This window comes from Pseudomonas boreofloridensis (assembly GCF_030580795.1).
GTDB lineage: Bacteria > Pseudomonadota > Gammaproteobacteria > Pseudomonadales > Pseudomonadaceae > Aquipseudomonas > Aquipseudomonas boreofloridensis.
In genome coordinates, this window is record NZ_JAUQOQ010000004.1 from 145,625 (window position 1) to 162,718 (window position 17,094).

Genomic DNA, 17,094 nt, shown 5'->3' on the forward strand with positions numbered 1-17,094 from the left:
GAAAAAACCCCGGCCTCAGACGGCCATCAGGTCCTTTTCCTTGTCTTCCGTAGCCTTGGCGATCTGCGCCTCGAAATCCTTGATCAGCTTGTCGATGTCGGCGCTGGCGCGACGCTCTTCGTCCTCGCTGATTGCCTTGTCCTTGGACAGCTTCTTCAAGTCGCCCAGCGCATCACGACGAATGTTGCGCACTGCCACACGTGCATCTTCAGCGGCCGCTCGGGCCTGCTTGGTGAAGCCCTTGCGGGTCTCTTCGGTCAGCGGCGCCATCTTGACCAGCAGCAGCTCGCCCAGGTTGGTCGGGTTGAGGTTCAGACCGGCACTGCCGATTGCCTTGTCGATTGCGGCCAGCATGTTGCGCTCGAAAGGCACCACTTGCAGCGTCTGGTTGTCCTTGACGGTCACGTTCGCCACGCCGGTCAGCGGGGTGTCGGTGCCATAGTAGGGCACCATCACGCTACCGAGTACGCTTGGATGCGCCTTGCCGGTACGGATCTGGCCAAAGGCATGGGCCAGCGACTCCAGCGACTTCTTCATCCGCTCCTGAGCGTCTTTCTTGATTTCGTTGATCATTTTTGAACTTCCTCGATCAGAGTTCCTTCAGCACCACCATGCACGATATTCAGCAGGGCGCCGGGCTTGTTCATATTGAAGACACGCAGCGGCATCTTGTGATCACGGCAAAGGCAGATTGCCGTCAGGTCCATCACGCCCAGCTTGCGATCCAGCACTTCATCGTAAGACAGATGATCGAACTTCTCGGCATGCGGGTCTTTGAATGGGTCTGCAGTGTATACGCCATCCACCTTGGTTGCCTTCAATACCACGTCGGCATCGATTTCGATGGCGCGCAGGCAAGCGGCGGAGTCGGTGGTGAAGAAGGGGTTGCCGGTGCCGGCGGCGAAGATCACCACTTCCTTGGCGTTCAAGTGGCGCATGGCCTTGCGACGATCATAATGATCGGTCACGCCCACCATGGAAATCGCCGACATGACGACGGCGGTGATGTTCGCCCGCTCCAGGGCATCGCGCATGGCCAGAGCGTTCATCACGGTAGCCAGCATGCCCATATGGTCGCCAGTCACTCGGTCCATGCCGGCAGCACTGAGGGCTGCACCACGGAACAGGTTGCCGCCACCGATCACCAGGCCGACTTGAACGCCGATGCCGACCAGCTGGCCGACTTCCAGCGCCATGCGATCCAGGACCTTGGGGTCGATCCCGAACTCTTCCGAGCCCATCAGGGCCTCGCCGCTAAGTTTGAGTAGAATGCGTTTATAGCGAGCCTGATGACCACTACCCTGCTGAGCCATTGCGAATCTCTCCTGCGGCGTTTGTAAAAAATCTGGCGGGCTGTATCAGCCTACGCGTAACTCTAACGTGACGCAGCGTATGCGTCAGCGAACAGCGGCCTGATAAACCGCGCCCGCTTTGACAAAGAGGCTGCGCGCGTGAGCGGGCAGCCTCTTCGGGGCGACAGACGGGGCTGTCTTACTGCTTGGCGGCAGCGACCTGGGCGGCAACTTCTTCAGCGAAGTTGTCGACCGGCTTCTCGATGCCTTCGCCGACTTTGAAGTAGGTGAAGGAAACGATTTCGGCGCCGGCTTTCTTGGCCAGATCACCGACCTTGACTTCCGGGTTCATGACGAACGCCTGCTCTTTCAGCGAGGCTTCTGCCTTGAACTTGGTGATACGGCCGTTGATCATGTTCTCGACGATGTTTTCCGGCTTACCGGCGATCTTGTCGGCGTTGAGTTGCAGGAAGACACCCTTCTCGCGCTCGATGGCCTCGGCGGAGATTTCCGACGAATCCAGGAACTCGGGGTTCGAGGCTGCAACGTGCATGGCAATGTTCTTCGCCAGCTCAACGTCACCGCCTTTCAGAACGACGACAGCGCCGATCTTGTTGCCGTGCAGGTAAGCACCGACAACGTCACCTTCAACGCGCACCAGGCGACGGATGTTGACGTTTTCGCCACACTTGGCGACCAGGGCCTCACGAGCAGCCTCACGCGAAGCGATCAGCGGAGCAGCGTCGGTCAGTTTCTGAGCGAAGGCCTCTTCCAGGCTTTCGGCGACGAAGTGCTTGAAGTCGTCTTGCAGGGCCAGGAAGTCGGTCTGCGAGTTCACTTCCAGCAGAACGGCGGATTTACCGTCGGTCTTGACTGCGATGGCGCCTTCAGCGGCGACGTTGCCGGCTTTCTTGGCGGCCTTGATGGCGCCCGAGGCACGCATGTCGTCGATGGCTTTTTCGATGTCGCCGCCGGCCTTTTCCAGGGCCTTCTTGCAATCCATCATGCCTTCGCCGGTACGCTCGCGCAGTTCTTTGACCAGCGCTGCAGTAATTGCTGCCATTTCAAAATCCTCTTGGAAAGTTTTTCAACCATTCCACCCGTGCATCACGGGCGTTCTAAATCTGCAAATCCACTGTCTTCACACCTGCCCGGCACATGATGCGCCCGTCGGCTGACAGGAGGATTTCAGGTGGCAAAAAGGGGGCCAAGCCCCCTTTTCGCGTACCAAGTAGACGCTGGGCGTCAATTACTCGGCCGCTGGTGCCGCCGCTTCTTCAGCGTAGACTTCGGTGCCGCCAGCAACGTTGTTGCGGCCGCGGATGACAGCGTCAGCCATCGAAGTCATGTACAGCTCGATAGCGCGAATGGCGTCATCGTTACCTGGAATGATGTAGTCGACGCCTTCCGGGCTGCTGTTGGTATCGACGACGCCGATGACCGGGATGCCCAGCTTGTTGGCTTCGGTGATCGCGATGCGCTCGTGATCAACGTCGATGACGAACAGTGCGTCAGGCAGACCGCCCATGTCCTTGATGCCGCCCAGGCTGCGATCCAGTTTTTCCAGATCACGCGAACGCATCAGGGCTTCTTTCTTGGTCAGCTTGGCGAAGGTGCCATCGTCGGCCTGGGTTTCCAGGTCGCGCAGACGCTTGATCGAAGCACGGATGGTTTTGTAGTTGGTCAGCATGCCGCCCAACCAGCGGTGGTCGACATACGGCGAACCGCAGCGTGCTGCTTGCTCGGCGACCAGTTTGCCGGCCGAACGCTTGGTGCCGACGAACAGGATTTTGTTCTTGCCCTGAGCCAGGCGCTCGACGAACGACAGTGCGTCGTTGAACATCGGCAGGGTTTTTTCCAGGTTGATGATGTGGATCTTGTTGCGCGCGCCGAAAATGTACTTGCCCATTTTCGGGTTCCAGTAACGGGTCTGGTGGCCGAAGTGCACACCGGCCTTCAGCATATCGCGCATGTTGACTTGGGACATGATAGTTCCTTGATAAGTCGGGTTGGGCCTCCACGTATCCCAATGACCAACCCACGGATCCTGAGATCCCGGGCACCCAGGCCATCGTGTCGACACGTGTGTGGGTTAGAGCTGACGAGGACACCCCCGAAAGCGGCGCATGTTATACCACAGACTCCCACGGGTAGAAAGAGCTGCGAGCTACAAGCTTCGAGCTACAAGCTGCAAGAGGAAGCGGTGGAGGATGACTCAGCGGCTTGCCGCTTGAAGCTTGCCGCTTGCAGCTTATCGCGTGCCGCGTGCCGCTGGCGGCTCTGATAGAATGCCGGTTTTCCCGTTTTGTTGGGCGCCGCTCGGCGCCGTAGAGAGCCTGTCATGACCGTTACCATCAAAACCGCAGAAGACATCGAGAAGATGCGCATCGCCGGCCGCCTGGCCGCCGAAGTTCTGGAGATGATCGAAGAGCACGTCAAGCCCGGTGTGACCACCGAGGAGCTCAATCGCCTCTGCCACGACTACATCGTCGATGTCCAGCAAGCGATCCCCGCTCCGCTCGACTACAAGGGCTTTCCCAAGTCGATCTGCACCTCGATCAACCATGTCGTCTGCCACGGCATTCCCAACGACAAGCCGCTCAAGAACGGCGATACGCTGAACATCGACGTGACCGTGATCAAAGACGGCTTCCACGGCGACACCAGCCGCATGTTCCATGTCGGCAGCGTCGCGCCCTGGGCCGAGCGGCTGTCCAAGGTCACCCAGGAATGCCTGTACAAAGCCATTGAACTGGTCAAGCCAGGCTGCCGCCTGGGCGACATCGGCGAAGTGATCCAGAAGCATGCGGAAAAGAACGGCTTCTCCGTGGTGCGCGAGTTCTGCGGTCACGGCATTGGCCGAGTGTTCCATGAAGAGCCGCAGATCGTGCACTACGGCAAGGCCGGCACGGGCATGGAACTCAAGGAAGGCATGACCTTCACCATCGAGCCGATGATCAACCAAGGCAAAGCCGACACCAAGGTGCTGGGCGACGGCTGGACGGCGGTGACCAAGGACCACAAGCTCTCGGCACAGTGGGAGCACACCCTCGTGGTGACCGCCACAGGCTACGAAATCTTCACCCTGCGCAAAGACGACACCATCGCCCGAACCTCGGCGTAAATTCAATTCAGGAAGGCGACCCGATGCCCCAGGTGGATCCCGAGTTGTTCGATCGCGGCCAGTTCCAGGCGGAGCTGGCGCTCAAGGCAAGCCCCATCCCCGCCTTCAAGAAAGCCTTGCGCCAGGCCGGCGAGGTGTTCGACAGGCGCTTTCGCGAAGGCGCCGAGATTCGCCAACTGATCGAGGATCGCGCCTGGTTCGTCGACAACATCCTGCAGCAGGCCTGGAATCAGTTCGACTGGGGCAACCTGAACGGCATCGCCCTGGTGGCGGTGGGCGGCTATGGCCGCGGCGAACTGCACCCCTGGTCGGACATCGACCTGCTGATCCTGCTCGACTGTGCCGAGCACGAACAGTACCGCGATGCTATCGAGCGCTTCCTGACTCTGCTGTGGGACATCGGCCTGGAAGTCGGACAGAGCGTTCGCACGGTCGAGGAATGCGCCGAACAGGCGCAAGCGGACCTGACGGTGATCACCAACCTGATGGAAAGTCGCACCGTGGCCGGCCCTGAATCTCTCCGTCAGCGCATGCTGGAAGTCACCAGTACGGCGCACATGTGGCCGAGCAAGGCGTTCTTCCTGGCCAAGCGCGCCGAACTTCAGGCCCGGCACCACAAATACAACGACACCGAATATAACCTCGAGCCCAACGTCAAAGGCTCGCCCGGCGGCCTGCGCGATATCCAGACCGTGCTCTGGGTCGCGCGCCGTCAATACGGCACGCTCAACCTCAACGCCCTGGCCGGCGAAGGCTTCCTGCTGGAAAGCGAGAACGAGCTGCTGGCCTCCTCCCAGGCCTTTCTCTGGCGCGTGCGCTATGCCCTGCACATGCTCGCTGGGCGCGCCGAGGATCGCCTGCTGTTCGACCACCAGCGCAGCATCGCCACGCTGCTCGGTTATGGCGACGACAACCCCAAGCGCGCCATCGAGCAGTTCATGCAGCAGTACTACCGGGTGGTGATGAGCATCAGCCAGCTGTGCGACCTGATCATCCAGCACTTCGAGGAAGTGATCCTGGCCGATGACAGCGGTAGCACTCAGCCGCTCAATGCGCGCTTTCGCGTGCACGATGGCTATATAGAAGCGGTCAGCCCCAACGTGTTCAAGCGCACGCCCTTCGCCATGCTCGAAGTGTTTGTGCTGATGGCCCAGCACCCGGAAATAAAAGGCGTTCGCGCCGATACCGTGCGCTTGCTGCGCGAGCATCGTCATCTGATCGACGACAAGTTCCGCCACGACATCCGCAACACCAGCCTGTTCATCGAGCTGTTCAAGTGCGAGATCGGCATCCACCGCAACCTGCGCCGCATGAACCGCTACGGCATCCTTGGCCGCTACCTGCCGGAGTTCGGCCTGATCGTCGGGCAGATGCAGCACGACCTGTTCCACATCTATACGGTCGATGCGCACACGCTCAACCTGATCAAGCACCTGCGCAAGCTGCAGTACACCCCGGTGTCGGAGAAATTCCCGCTGGCCAGCAAGCTCATGGGGCGCCTGCCCAAGCCTGAGCTGATCTACCTGGCAGGCCTCTACCACGACATCGGCAAGGGCCGTCAGGGCGATCACTCCGAGCTTGGCGCCGTCGACGCCCAAGCTTTCTGCGAACGCCACCAGTTGCCGGCGTGGGACTCCAGACTGATCGTCTGGCTGGTGCAGAACCACTTGGTGATGTCCACCACCGCCCAGCGCAAAGACCTCTCCGACCCTCAGGTCATCCACGATTTCGCCTTGCACGTGGGCGACGAAACGCGCCTGGACTACCTCTACGTGCTCACCGTGGCCGACATCAACGCCACCAACCCGAGCCTGTGGAACTCCTGGCGCGCCAGCCTGCTGCGCCAGCTCTACACCGAGACCAAGCGGGCGCTGCGCCGAGGCCTGGAAAACCCGCTGGACCGCGAAGAGCAGATCCGGCAAACCCAGAGCGCCGCGCTGGACATCCTGATTCGCGAGGGCACCGACCCGGATGACGTGGAACAGCTCTGGTCGCAACTGGGCGATGACTACTTCCTCAAGCACACCGCCGCCGACGTGGCCTGGCACAGCGATGCGATCCTGCAGCAGCCGGCCGACGGTGGCCCGTTGGTGCTGATCAAGGAAACCACCCAGCGCGAATTCGAAGGGGGCACGCAGATCTTCATCTATGCCCCCGACCAGCATGATTTCTTCGCCGTGACCGTGGCAGCGATGGCCCAGCTCAACCTGAACATCCACGATGCGCGCATCATCACCTCCAGCAGCCAGTTCACCCTCGACACCTACATCGTGCTCGACAATGACGGGGGCTCGATCGGCGACAACCCGCAGCGGGTCAAGCAGATCCGCGAAGGGCTGACCGAAGCCCTGCGCAACCCCGAGGACTATCCGACCATCATCCAGCGTCGCGTGCCGCGCCAGCTCAAGCACTTCAACTTCGCCCCGCAGGTGACCATCCACAACGACGCCCAGCGGCCGGTGACCATCCTCGAGATCATCGCCCCGGACCGCCCCGGTCTGCTGGCGCGCCTGGGGCGAATCTTCCTGGAGTTCGACCTGTCGCTGCAGAACGCCAAGATCGCCACACTCGGCGAGCGCGTGGAAGACGTGTTCTTCATCACCGACGCCGACAACCAGCCCTTGTCCGACCCGCACCTGTGCAGCCGCCTGCAGGAAGCCATCGTCCAGCAGTTGCAGGCCGGCCAGACCCACGATAGCAGCGCCACCCGCGTGACCTTCTGACGATTACGAGACCTTGCGCCGATGAACCATGCCTTGACCCAGCTTCAGCCCTACCCCTTCGAAAAGCTGCGCGCCCTGCTGGGCAGCGTGAAGCCTGCGGCGGACAAACGCGCCATCGCCCTGTCGATCGGTGAGCCGAAGCACGAATCCCCGGCGTTCGTCGCCAAGGCCCTGGCCGACAACCTTGACAAGCTCGCGGTCTACCCCAGCACCCTGGGCCTGCCCGCCCTACGCCAGGCCATCGGCCAATGGTGCGAGCGGCGCTTCGGCGTACCGGCTGGCTGGCTGGACGCCGAGCGGCACATCCTGCCGGTCAACGGCACCCGCGAAGCACTGTTCGCCTTCACCCAGGCGGTGGTGAACCGGGCTGACGACGGCCTGGTGGTCAGCCCCAACCCCTTCTATCAGATCTACGAAGGCGCAGCGTTGCTGGCCGGAGCCACCCCGCACTACTTGCCGTGCCTGGAAAGCAACGGGTTCAACCCGGACTTCGGCGCCGTGCCAGCCGAGGTGTGGCAGCGTTGCCAGATCCTGTTCCTGTGCTCGCCGGGCAACCCGACCGGCGCACTGGTGCCGATGGATACCCTCAAGCAGTTGATCGCGCTGGCCGACGAGCATGACTTCGTGATCGCCGCCGACGAATGCTACAGCGAGCTGTACTTCGACGAAGAGGCGCCGCCACCGGGTCTGCTCAGCGCCTGCGCGGAGTTGGGTCGCAACGACTTCAAGCGTTGCGTGGTGTTCCACAGCCTGTCCAAGCGCTCCAACCTGCCAGGGCTGCGCTCAGGCTTCGTGGCGGGCGACGCCGAGATCATCAAGCCCTTCCTGCTGTACCGGACCTACCATGGCTGCGCCATGCCGGTGCAGACCCAACTGGCCAGCATCGCCGCCTGGCAGGACGAAGCCCATGTGCGTGCCAACCGCGACCAGTACCGCGCCAAGTACGAAGCGGTGCTGCAGATTCTGCAGCCGGTGATGGATGTCCAGCGCCCCGATGGCAGCTTCTACCTGTGGGCCAAGGTGCCGGGCTGCGATGCCGACTTCACCCGCGACCTGTTCCAGGCCGAGCACGTGACCGTAGTGCCGGGTTCCTATCTGTCCCGTGACGTGGACGGCGTCAACCCTGGAGCCGGGCGCGTGCGCATGGCGCTGGTGGCACCGCTGGCCGAGTGCATCGAGGCGGCGCAGCGGATCCGCGCGTTTCTCCAGGCTCGCGGCTGAAATGCTGCGCTAGCGCACCGTTCCCAGATTCGCCTCACTCATGTCCAACTCGCCCAGCACCTGACGCACCACTTCATCGCCGACCAGGTGCTGGCGATGCAGGCTGTAAAGCTCCAGGCGCTGAGCGCGCAACGCGCGCAGGCGCAGGCGGCGCTCCAGCAGGTCCATCTGCTCGGCCAGGGCGCGGGCTTCGGCCGTGTCACTGTAGCTTTTCAACTGGTCGCGGTACTCGGCCATCAGCCGTGCCTTGAGCTCGACGGCCTGGGTGGCCAGGGCCGCGTCCTGCTCGGCACCGGCGTCCACCACATCCTCGGCCTCCAGCGCATGCACAGCGGCCTCGGCGGTGCGTCGCCACGCCTCCTTCACCTCCTCATGCAGGCGCTCGTCGGGGCTCAGCGTGACACCGCGCAACAGCAGCGGCAGCGCGATGCAGGCACTGACCAGCGACAGCAAGATCACGCCGGCGGCAATGAAGATCAGCAGGTCGCGCTCGGGGAAAGGCTGGCCGGCACTGATCAGCAGCGGCACCGACATGACACCGGCCAAGGTCACCGCACCGCGCACGCCGCCGAGGGTCAACAGCCAGCAGGAGCGTGCACTGGGCACCATCACCAAGGCCGGCTTGCCACGCCAGCGCCGCACCGCGCCGATGGCGCGCCAGACGCTCTGCACCCAGATGTAACGCAGCAGCACCAGCGCCACGAAGATCGCCACCACGTCCAGGCAACGCCAGGCCAAGGTTGGCCACAGCGACGTTTCGTGGCTGACGACCGCCTTGATGATGTCCGGCAGTTGCAAGCCCAGCAGCAGGAAGATCAAGCCATTGAAGGCGAATTCCAGCAGCGACCAGACACTGCGGTTGAGCAGGCGTGTACTGGTCTGGCGCGGCAGCAGGTCGAGCCAGCTCTGCATCATGCCCGCCGCCACCGCCGACAGAATACCCGACACGCCCAGGCGCTCGGCCAGCACATAGGCCGCGAAGGGCAACAGCAGCATGAACACCACGTGGGTCGCCGGATCGTCCCAGCCACGGGCGATCATCCAGGCGCGCAAGCGCCCCACCAGCCAGCTCAGCGCAACGCCCGCCGCCAGCCCGCCGATGGCCACCAGGACGAAGCTCAGGCTGGCGTCAGCCAGGGAAAACACGCCGGTGATGGCCGCCGCCAGGGCGAACTTGAAGGTCACCAGGCCCGAAGCGTCGTTCATCAAGGCCTCGCCCTGGAGCATGTGCATCAGCGGCTTGGGCAGACGGTCCTGGGTGATCGCCGAGACGGCCACGGCGTCGGTGGGCGACAGCACGGCGGCCAAGGCGAAGGCCACAGGCAATGGAATGCTTGGCAGGATCCAGTTGATGAAGTAGCCCGCGCCCACCACGGTGAACAGCACCAGCCCGACCGCCAGCCCCACCACCGGCCCGCGCAGGCGCCACAGCTCGCGCTTGGGCATGCGCCAGCCGTCGGCGAACAGCAGCGGGGGCAGGAACAGAAACAGGAACAGCTCGGGATCGAGGGCCACATGCAGGCCCAGGGTCGGCCAGGCCAGCAGCGCTCCGGCGCCGATCTGCACCAACGGCAGCGGCAGCGGCAACAGGCGCCCGAGCAACTTGGAAACGCTCACCAGCATCAGCAGGATGAGGACGGTATAGGCTGATTGCATCGCAAGGTTTCCTGACTGCGGGGTGAAGAACTGACCAACGGATCGGCCATGGCCGATGTTACCGGCTCGCGGCCAGCGCTGCCGCTGAACGATGGTCGCAGGCGCATGGCGCGCTATGGCCCATGCTACTCGACCGGACATGACATAAAGGGTTCCAAAGCACAGGGCAGCCAGCCGTGGCGCCCTCGGCATCGATCCCGCATAATCGCCCCACCCATTCTTCGAGGAGTATAGGGTCGGCTCGGCCAGCGCCGACGGCCCAGGCATTCAATGGCATACACTCTCTACGGCATCAAAGCCTGCGACACCATGAAGAAGGCCCGTACCTGGCTTGACGAACAGGCCATCGACTACGCCTTCCACGACTACAAGACCCAAGGCATCGACCGTGACAGCCTAGAGCGCTGGTGCGACGAGCATGGCTGGCAGGTCGTGCTCAACCGCGCTGGCACCACCTTTCGCAAACTCGACGACGCCAGCAAGGCCGATCTGGATCAGGCCAAGGCCGTCCAGCTGATGCTGGCGCAACCGTCGATGATCAAGCGTCCGGTGCTCGATCTGGGCGAGCGCACGCTGGTCGGCTTCAAGCCGGACCAGTACGCCGCAGCCCTCACCTGAATTCGCTCCATACCCTTTTCGTACGAGGTAATTGCATGTCCACCACTTTGTTCAGCCTGGCCTTCGGTGTCGGCACCCAGAACCGCCAGGGCACCTGGCTGGAAGTCTTCTACGCACAGCCATTGGTCGCACCGAGCGCCGAACTGGTCGCCGCCATCAGCCCGATCCTCGGCTACGAGGGTGGCAACCAGGCCATCGCCTTCAGCCCGGCCCAGGCCGCGCAACTGGCTGACGCCGTAAAAAGCGTGGACGCCAACCAGCATGCATTGCTGACCCGCCTGGCCGAAAGCCACAAGCCGCTGGTGGCGACGCTGATCGCCGAAGACGCCGCGCTCACCTCCACCCCCGAGGCGTACCTCAAGCTGCACCTGCTGTCGCATCGCCTGGTCAAGCCGCATGGCGTTTCCCTGGCCGGCATCTTCCCGCTGCTGCCGAACGTCGCCTGGACCAACCTGGGCGCCATCGACCTGAGCGAACTGGCCGAGCAGCAACTCGAAGCACGCCTGAAAGGCGAACTGCTGGAAGTCATCTCGGTGGACAAGTTCCCGAAGATGACCGACTACGTGGTGCCGAGCGGCGTGCGCATCGCCGACACCGCCCGCGTGCGCCTGGGCGCCTACATTGGCGAAGGCACCACCATCATGCACGAAGGCTTCGTCAACTTTAACGCCGGCACCGAAGGCCCGGGCATGATCGAAGGCCGCGTGTCGGCCGGTGTGTTCGTCGGCAAGGGCTCGGACCTGGGCGGCGGCTGCTCGACCATGGGCACCCTCTCCGGCGGCGGCAACATCGTCATCAAGGTCGGCGAAGGCTGCCTGATCGGCGCCAACGCCGGCATCGGTATCCCGCTGGGCGACCGCAACACCGTCGAAGCCGGTCTGTACATCACCGCAGGCACCAAAGTGAACCTGCTGGATGAACACAATGAGCTGGTCAAGGTGGTCAAGGCCCGTGACCTGGCTGGGCAAACCGACCTGCTTTTCCGCCGCAACTCGCTCAACGGCGCCGTGGAGTGCAAAACCCACAAGTCGGCGATCGAGCTGAACGAGGCACTGCACGCACACAACTGAGTGGCAGGCCGCGCGCCCACCCCCAGCGGTTCGAAGTGCTAAGATCGGGTCTGGCAATTGCTGTCAGACCCGATTTTCATTCCAGGCCCCGCACTCATGTTCCAGCCCTCCCCCTGGCGTGCCGATTTTCCCGCCATCGCCGCCCTGCAACGCCAGCACCAGACCTACCTGGACAGCGCTGCCACCACGCAAAAGCCCCAGGCGCTGCTCGACGCCATGAGCCATTACTACACCCAGGGCGCCGCCAACGTTCATCGTGCCCAACACCTGCCGGGCGCCCTGGCGACCCAGGCATTCGAGTCCAGCCGGGCCAAGGTCGCTGCCTGGCTCAATACGGGCGATGCCGGGCAGATCATCTTCACCCACGGCGCCACCTCCGCGCTCAATCTGCTGGCCTACGGTCTGGAGCATGGCCTGCAGCCGGGTGACGAAATCGCCGTCAGTGCACTGGAACACCACGCCAATCTGCTGCCCTGGCAGCAACTGGCGCAGCGTCGCAACCTGCGTTTGGTGGTCCTGCCGCTGGACGCCCAAGGCCAGATCGACCTGAACCAGGCACTGCAACTGATCGGCCCGCGCACCCGCCTGCTCGCGGTCAGCCAGTTGTCCAACGTACTCGGTACCTGGCAACCGCTGCCGGCTCTGCTGGCACATGCCCGCGCCCAAGGTGCGTTGAGCGTGGTCGACGGCGCTCAAGGGGTGGTCCACGGCCGTCACGACGTCCAGCAACTGGGCTGCGATTTCTACGTATTCTCCAGCCACAAGCTCTACGGCCCCGATGGCGTCGGCGTGCTCTACGGCCGCACCGAGGCCTTGCGCCAAGTACGCCATTGGCAATTCGGCGGTGAGATGGTGCAGGTGGCCGACTACGACCAGGCCAGTTTCCGCCCGGCGCCACTGGGCTTCGAAGCCGGCACCCCGCCGATCGCCGGGGTGATCGGGCTGGGCGCGTCCCTCGATTACCTTTGCGCTCTCGACCCCGCCGCAGTGGCCGCCCATGAAGGCCTGCTGCACCGGCACCTGCTGCGCGGCCTGACCGAACGTGACGGTGTCCGCCTGCTGGCCAGCCCGCAGGTCGCCCTGGCGAGTTTCGTCGTGGAGGGCGTGCATAACGCCGATATCGCCCATCTGCTCACCGAACAAGGTATCGCCGTGCGTGCCGGGCATCACTGCGCCATGCCGCTGTTGAAAAGCATGGGACTGGAAGGCGCGATTCGGGTGTCACTGGCGCTGTACAACGACAGCGACGACCTGCAGCGCTTCTTCGACGCCCTCGATCAAGGCCTGGAGTTGCTGCGATGAGTCTGCCGCAACAGGCCCATGAGGCACTCGAAGCGTTCACCCGCAGCCAAGGCTGGGAGCAGCGTGCCAGGCTGCTGATGCAGTGGGGCGATCGGCTGCAACCCTTGGACGATGAGCACAAGGTCGAGGCCAACCGCGTGCATGGCTGCGAAAGCCGGGTGTGGCTGGTGGCCGAGCGCGTCGACGACCGCTGGCAATTCAAGGCCAGCAGCGACGCCCGCCTGTTGCGCGGCCTGCTGGCCTTGCTGCTGGCGCGCGTACAAGGCCTTGGCAACCACGCGCTGGCCGACGTGGACCTGCGCGCGTGGTTCACCCAACTGGGCCTGGAACGCCAACTGTCGCCCTCGCGCAGCAACGGGCTGTATGCCGTGTTGCAGCGCATGGCCGAACTGAGCGCCCACGCCTGAGGCGCACTACGCGCACCGCAACGGTCAGTCGGGCTTGGTCCGCTCCGACGGCCGTCGAGCACCGGCCACCAGCTTTTCCACGGCCTTGCTGACCGCCACCATGGCGAAGGTCGCGGTCACCATCATCACCGCGCCGAAGCCGCCGGCACAGTTCAGGCGTACGCCGTCGCCGACGAAGCTCTTTTGCAGGCACACGCTGCCATCACCCTTGGGGTAACGCAGTTGCTCGCTGGAGAACACGCAGGGCACGCCATAGTTGCGGCTGACATTGCGCGAAAAGTTGTAGTCGCGGCGCAGGGTGGAACGCACCCGCGAAGCCAGGGGATCGTTGAAGGTCTTGTTGAGGTCGCCGATCTGGATCTGCGTCGGATCGATCTGCCCGCCTGCACCACCGGTGGTGACGATGGCAATCTTGCGCCGCCGGCACCAGGCGATCAGCGCCGCCTTGGCCTGCACGCTGTCGATGCAGTCGATCACGCAGTCCAGGTCTTCGGTGATGTGTTCGAGCAGGGTCTCTCGGGTGACGAAGTCAGCCACCGCATGCACCGTACAAGCCGGATCGATGGCGCGCAGACGCTCGGCCATGACCTCGACCTTCGGCCGCCCCACCTGGCCCTCCAGAGCATGGGCCTGACGGTTGGTGTTGCTGACGCAGACGTCGTCCAGGTCGAACAGGCTGATTTCGCCGACGCCACTGCGGGCCAGCGCCTCCGCCGCCCAGGAGCCGACGCCGCCGATGCCGACCACGGCCACGTGGGCCTGGCGCAGGCGCTGCAGCCCTTCGTCGCCATACAGCCGGGCGACGCCGGCGAAGCGTGGATCTTCTGTGCTCATGCTGCTACCCCGAAAAAACCGGGGCGCATTATAGGCCATGCGCGCCCGTCAGCCAGGTCTTGTCGACGCGATGCGTCCCCGGCAACCCGGCATTAGGAAAGAGCCTGTCAATCCTGCTTTAATGTCCAATCGTAAGTCGGCTGTGGCCGGCTCGGGGCTGTTTCTGCACCGCCCACACTCGAACCTGGATTCGCCCTGGCTCTTGCCTGCACCTTGCCTGGAAGCTCACGCACTTATGTCATCACGCAAATTCGGTCTCAACCTGGTGATCGTCCTGGCCATCGCCGCGCTGTTCACCGGCTTCTGGGCGCTGATCAATCGCCCGGTATCGGCGCCGGCCTGGCCGGAACAGATCTCTGGTTTCTCCTATTCACCCTTCCGCCTCGGGGAGAGCCCGCAGAAGGGCCAATACCCCAGTGAAGACGAGATGCGCCAGGACCTGGAGCAACTGAGCAAGTTCACCGACAACATCCGTATCTATACCGTCGAGGGTACCCAGGCCGAGATTCCGCACCTGGCCGAAGAACTGGGCCTGCGCGTGACCCTGGGCATCTGGATCAGCACCGACCTGGAGCGCAACGAACGCGAGATCGAGAAAGCCATCGGCTTGGCCAACAGCTCGCGCAGCGTGGTGCGGGTAGTGGTAGGCAACGAAGCGCTGTTCCGCGAAGAGATCACCCCCGAGGCGCTGATCCAGTACCTGGACCGCGTGCGCGCGGCGGTGAAGGTGCCCGTGACGACCAGCGAACAGTGGCACATCTGGAAGGCGCACCCTGAGCTGGCCAAGCATGTCGACCTGATCGCCGCGCACATCCTGCCGTACTGGGAGTTCGTGCCGATGAGCGACTCGGTGCAGTTTGTCCTGGACCGCGCCCGCGACCTGCGTCATCAGTTCCCCCGCAAGCCCCTGCTGCTGTCGGAAGTGGGCTGGCCGAGCAACGGCCGCATGCGTGGCGGCGCCGATGCCACCCAGGCGGATCAGGCGATCTACCTGCGAACCCTGGTCAACACCCTGAACCGCCGCGGCTTCAACTACTTCGTGATCGAAGCCTATGACCAGCCCTGGAAAGCCAGCGACGAAGGCTCGGTCGGCGCCTACTGGGGCGTGTTCAACGCCGAGCGCCAGCAGAAATTCAACTTCGAGGGGCCCGTGGTGGCCATCCCGCAATGGCGCGCCTTGGCGGTAGCCTCGGTGGTGTTGGCGATGATCGCCCTGGCCGTGCTGCTGATCGACGGCTCGGCGTTGCGTCAGCGCGGTCGCACGTTCCTCACCTTCATCACCTTCCTGTGCGGCTCGGTGCTGGTGTGGATCGCCTATGACTACAGCCAGCAATACAGCACCTGGTTCAGCCTGACAGTGGGCGTGTTACTGGCCCTGGGCGCCATCGGCGTGTTCATCGTGCTGCTCACCGAGGCCCATGAGCTGGCCGAAGCGGTCTGGACTCACAAACGACGAAGGGAATTCCTGCCGGTACAAGGCGACACCGCCTACCGGCCCAAGGTGTCGGTGCACGTGCCCTGCTACAACGAGCCACCGGAGATGGTCAAGCAGACCCTCGACGCCCTCGCCGCCCTCGACTACCCGGACTACGAAGTGCTGGTGATCGACAACAACACCAAGGACCCTGCGGTCTGGGAGCCGCTCAAGGCCCACTGCGAAAAACTCGGCGAGCGCTTCCGCTTCTTCCACGTCGCGCCGCTGGCCGGCTTCAAGGGCGGTGCACTGAACTACCTGATCCCGCACACGGCCAAGGATGCCGAGGTGATCGCGGTGATCGACTCGGACTACTGCGTGGATCGCAACTGGCTCAAGCACATGGTGCCGCACTTCGCCGATCCGAAGATCGCCGTGGTGCAGTCCCCCCAGGACTACCGCGACCAGCACGAAAGCGCTTTCAAGAAGCTGTGCTACAGCGAATACAAGGGCTTCTTCCACATCGGCATGGTCACTCGCAACGACCGTGACGCGATCATCCAGCACGGCACCATGACCATGACCCGGCGTAGTGTGCTGGAGGAACTGGGCTGGGCCGAATGGTGCATCTGCGAAGACGCCGAACTCGGCCTGCGGGTGTTCGAGAAAGGCTTGTCGGCCGCCTATGCCCACAACAGCTACGGCAAGGGCTTGATGCCCGACACCTTCATCGATTTCAAGAAACAGCGCTTCCGCTGGGCCTATGGCGCCATCCAGATCATCAAGCATCATGCCGGCGCCCTGCTGCGCGGCAAGGGCAGCGAACTGACCCGTGGCCAGCGCTACCATTTCCTCGCCGGATGGCTGCCCTGGGTGGCCGATGGCATGAACATCTTCTTCACCGTCGGGGCGCTGTTGTGGTCGGCGGCGATGATCATCGTGCCGCACCGCGTCGATCCGCCGCTGATGATTTTCGCCATCCCGCCGCTGGCGCTGTTCTTCTTCAAGGTCGGCAAGATCATCTTCCTCTACCGCCGCGCGGTGGGGGTGGACCTGCGCGATGCCTTCGCCGCCGCCCTGGCGGGCCTGGCGCTGTCGCACACCATCGCCAAGGCGGTGCTCTATGGCTTCTTCACCAGCAGCATGCCGTTCTTCCGCACACCAAAGAATGCCGACAGCCATGGTCTGCTGGTGGCCATCTCCGAAGCCCGCGAAGAGCTGTTCATCATGCTCTTGCTGTGGAGTGCGGCGGCCGGCATCTGCCTGGTGCAAGGCCTGCCCAGTTCCGACATGCGCTTCTGGGTGGCGATGCTGCTGGTGCAGTCGCTGCCGTACCTGGCGGCCTTGATAATGGCTTTCCTGTCCTCGCTGCCCAAACCGGCGCACGCCGCGGTCGAGCCGCAGCAGGCTTGAGGCCCTGTGCAGCGCAGGGG

The 17,094-nt window shown here is 63.5% G+C and carries 14 protein-coding genes; 8 read left to right on the top strand and 6 right to left on the bottom strand.

The annotated features are described in order from the left end of the window. Positions 1-15: 15 nt before the first annotated feature. The 4 genes from frr to rpsB form a co-directional block, all read right to left on the bottom strand. On the bottom strand, positions 16-573 hold the full coding sequence (gene frr / locus Q6A47_RS06620) for a ribosome recycling factor (protein ID WP_029613420.1): 558 nt from the start codon (positions 571-573) through the stop codon (positions 16-18). Then, complete coding sequence (pyrH, locus tag Q6A47_RS06625; protein WP_029613419.1) at positions 570-1,313, bottom strand: UMP kinase; 744 nt, start codon at positions 1,311-1,313, stop codon at positions 570-572. The genes frr and pyrH overlap by 4 nt, the downstream gene beginning before the upstream one ends. 178 nt (positions 1,314-1,491) lie before the next feature. Then, on the bottom strand, positions 1,492-2,355 hold the full coding sequence (gene tsf, locus Q6A47_RS06630) for a translation elongation factor Ts (RefSeq protein ID WP_029613418.1): 864 nt from the start codon (positions 2,353-2,355) through the stop codon (positions 1,492-1,494). A gap of 186 nt (positions 2,356-2,541) precedes the next feature. Further along, positions 2,542-3,279: a 30S ribosomal protein S2 gene (gene rpsB, locus Q6A47_RS06635; protein WP_039579597.1), complete on the bottom strand. Its 738-nt coding sequence runs from the start codon at positions 3,277-3,279 to the stop codon at positions 2,542-2,544. A gap of 354 nt (positions 3,280-3,633) precedes the next feature. Between rpsB and map the strand changes: the two genes are divergently transcribed. Genes map through dapC form a run of 3 tightly spaced genes read left to right on the top strand, consistent with a single transcriptional unit; the run spans position 3,634 to position 8,360 of the window. Then, positions 3,634-4,416 (top strand): type I methionyl aminopeptidase, encoded by a 783-nt coding sequence (gene map / locus Q6A47_RS06640; RefSeq protein ID WP_029613416.1) that lies wholly within the window; start codon positions 3,634-3,636, stop codon positions 4,414-4,416. A 23-nt stretch (positions 4,417-4,439) separates the two neighbouring features. Then, positions 4,440-7,139: a [protein-PII] uridylyltransferase gene (locus Q6A47_RS06645; protein WP_039579599.1), complete on the top strand. Its 2,700-nt coding sequence runs from the start codon at positions 4,440-4,442 to the stop codon at positions 7,137-7,139. A 21-nt stretch (positions 7,140-7,160) separates the two neighbouring features. Continuing rightward, positions 7,161-8,360, top strand: a complete 1,200-nt coding sequence (dapC, locus tag Q6A47_RS06650; RefSeq protein WP_039579601.1) for a succinyldiaminopimelate transaminase — start codon at positions 7,161-7,163, stop codon at positions 8,358-8,360. Between the two features lie 9 nt (positions 8,361-8,369). Here the strand turns inward: dapC and Q6A47_RS06655 are convergent, their stop codons facing one another. Beyond that, on the bottom strand, positions 8,370-10,016 hold the full coding sequence (locus Q6A47_RS06655; protein WP_304483639.1) for a Na+/H+ antiporter: 1,647 nt from the start codon (positions 10,014-10,016) through the stop codon (positions 8,370-8,372). Positions 10,017-10,286: 270 nt separating this feature from the next. On the opposite strand from Q6A47_RS06655, the gene Q6A47_RS06660 reads away from it, so the two are divergent. The 4 genes from Q6A47_RS06660 (at position 10,287) to Q6A47_RS06675 (ending at position 13,413) form a co-directional block, all read left to right on the top strand. Continuing rightward, complete coding sequence (locus tag Q6A47_RS06660) at positions 10,287-10,634, top strand: ArsC family reductase (protein WP_039579606.1); 348 nt, start codon at positions 10,287-10,289, stop codon at positions 10,632-10,634. A gap of 35 nt (positions 10,635-10,669) precedes the next feature. Further along, a complete protein-coding gene (gene dapD, locus Q6A47_RS06665) occupies positions 10,670-11,704 on the top strand; it encodes a 2,3,4,5-tetrahydropyridine-2,6-dicarboxylate N-succinyltransferase (protein WP_039579608.1) in 1,035 nt (344 codons plus the stop codon). Positions 11,705-11,800: 96 nt separating this feature from the next. Continuing rightward, a complete protein-coding gene (locus Q6A47_RS06670; protein WP_304483641.1) occupies positions 11,801-13,006 on the top strand; it encodes a cysteine desulfurase in 1,206 nt (401 codons plus the stop codon). After that, positions 13,003-13,413, top strand: a complete 411-nt coding sequence (locus Q6A47_RS06675; RefSeq protein ID WP_304483642.1) for a SufE family protein — start codon at positions 13,003-13,005, stop codon at positions 13,411-13,413. Before Q6A47_RS06670 ends, Q6A47_RS06675 begins: the two co-directional genes overlap by 4 nt. A gap of 24 nt (positions 13,414-13,437) precedes the next feature. Here Q6A47_RS06675 and tcdA read toward each other — a convergent pair whose 3' ends face one another. Next, on the bottom strand, positions 13,438-14,247 hold the full coding sequence (gene tcdA / locus Q6A47_RS06680; protein ID WP_029614932.1) for a tRNA cyclic N6-threonylcarbamoyladenosine(37) synthase TcdA: 810 nt from the start codon (positions 14,245-14,247) through the stop codon (positions 13,438-13,440). A gap of 235 nt (positions 14,248-14,482) precedes the next feature. Here tcdA and Q6A47_RS06685 point away from each other — a divergent pair, with 235 nt between their 5' ends. Continuing rightward, complete coding sequence (locus Q6A47_RS06685) at positions 14,483-17,074, top strand: glycosyltransferase (protein ID WP_304483643.1); 2,592 nt, start codon at positions 14,483-14,485, stop codon at positions 17,072-17,074. Positions 17,075-17,094 lie beyond the last annotated feature (20 nt).

What these genes read in the sequence shown, in the direction of transcription:
- frr (WP_029613420.1), bottom strand. Translation starts at nt 573, where the DNA reads ATGATCAACGAAATCAAGAAAGACGCTCAGGAGCGGATGAAGAAGTCG.
- pyrH (WP_029613419.1), bottom strand. Translation starts at nt 1,313, where the DNA reads ATGGCTCAGCAGGGTAGTGGTCATCAGGCTCGCTATAAACGCATTCTA.
- tsf (WP_029613418.1), bottom strand. Translation starts at nt 2,355, where the DNA reads ATGGCAGCAATTACTGCAGCGCTGGTCAAAGAACTGCGCGAGCGTACC.
- rpsB (WP_039579597.1), bottom strand. Translation starts at nt 3,279, where the DNA reads ATGTCCCAAGTCAACATGCGCGATATGCTGAAGGCCGGTGTGCACTTC.
- map (WP_029613416.1), top strand. Translation starts at nt 3,634, where the DNA reads ATGACCGTTACCATCAAAACCGCAGAAGACATCGAGAAGATGCGCATC.
- Q6A47_RS06645 (WP_039579599.1), top strand. Translation starts at nt 4,440, where the DNA reads ATGCCCCAGGTGGATCCCGAGTTGTTCGATCGCGGCCAGTTCCAGGCG.
- dapC (WP_039579601.1), top strand. Translation starts at nt 7,161, where the DNA reads ATGAACCATGCCTTGACCCAGCTTCAGCCCTACCCCTTCGAAAAGCTG.
- Q6A47_RS06655 (WP_304483639.1), bottom strand. Translation starts at nt 10,016, where the DNA reads ATGCAATCAGCCTATACCGTCCTCATCCTGCTGATGCTGGTGAGCGTT.
- Q6A47_RS06660 (WP_039579606.1), top strand. Translation starts at nt 10,287, where the DNA reads ATGGCATACACTCTCTACGGCATCAAAGCCTGCGACACCATGAAGAAG.
- dapD (WP_039579608.1), top strand. Translation starts at nt 10,670, where the DNA reads ATGTCCACCACTTTGTTCAGCCTGGCCTTCGGTGTCGGCACCCAGAAC.
- Q6A47_RS06670 (WP_304483641.1), top strand. Translation starts at nt 11,801, where the DNA reads ATGTTCCAGCCCTCCCCCTGGCGTGCCGATTTTCCCGCCATCGCCGCC.
- Q6A47_RS06675 (WP_304483642.1), top strand. Translation starts at nt 13,003, where the DNA reads ATGAGTCTGCCGCAACAGGCCCATGAGGCACTCGAAGCGTTCACCCGC.
- tcdA (WP_029614932.1), bottom strand. Translation starts at nt 14,247, where the DNA reads ATGAGCACAGAAGATCCACGCTTCGCCGGCGTCGCCCGGCTGTATGGC.
- Q6A47_RS06685 (WP_304483643.1), top strand. Translation starts at nt 14,483, where the DNA reads ATGTCATCACGCAAATTCGGTCTCAACCTGGTGATCGTCCTGGCCATC.